Genomic DNA, 592 nt, shown 5'->3' with positions numbered 1-592 from the left:
GCTCGCGGCGCAGGACGGGGTCGAGCAGGCGGTAGTGCTCGCCCGCGAGGACCGCCCCGGCGACAAACGCCTGGTGGGCTATGTTACCGGCGCGGTGGACTCATCTGCGGTGCGAAGCGCGCTGGCCGAGCGGCTCCCGCCATACATGGTGCCGACCGCGGTGGTCGTGCTCGAGGAGCTGCCGTTGACGGTCAACGGCAAACTCGATCGACGGGCGCTGCCGGCGCCGGAATATCACGGCGTTGATCGTTACCGCGCCCCGGCGAACCACATCGAAGAAGTGCTGGCCGGAATCTACTCTCGCATACTCGGTGTCGAGCGTATCGGAGTGGACGATTCGTTCTTCGACTTCGGCGGGGACTCGCTGTTGGCCATGCGTGCGGTAGCCGCGATCAACACCAGCCTCGGCGCCGAACTTTCGGTACGCGCGGTTTTCGAGACACCAACGGTCGCCGAGCTGGCCTCACGTGTCGGTCGCGACGCGGGTGGGCTCGATCCGGTGCCGGTCGGCGACGGGCCTTCGGTGGTGCCGTTGTCGTTTGCGCAGAGTCGGTTGTGGTTTGTCGATCAATTTCGTGGTTCCCAGGGTCGG

1 protein-coding gene is annotated in these 592 nt (G+C 66.4%); it reads left to right on the top strand.

Going from position 1 to position 592, the window contains the following annotated elements; all coding sequences use genetic code 11:
• On the top strand, positions 1 to 592 hold a 592-nt coding region (locus A5752_RS26885), incomplete at both ends, for a phosphopantetheine-binding protein (protein ID WP_156614197.1).

This window comes from Mycobacterium sp. 852002-51961_SCH5331710 (assembly GCF_001665535.1).
In the GTDB taxonomy this organism is placed as follows: Bacteria; Actinomycetota; Actinomycetes; order Mycobacteriales; family Mycobacteriaceae; genus Mycobacterium.
The sequence above is the reverse complement of the archived record's forward strand: the minus strand, read 5'-3'. Positions and strand labels throughout refer to the sequence as shown.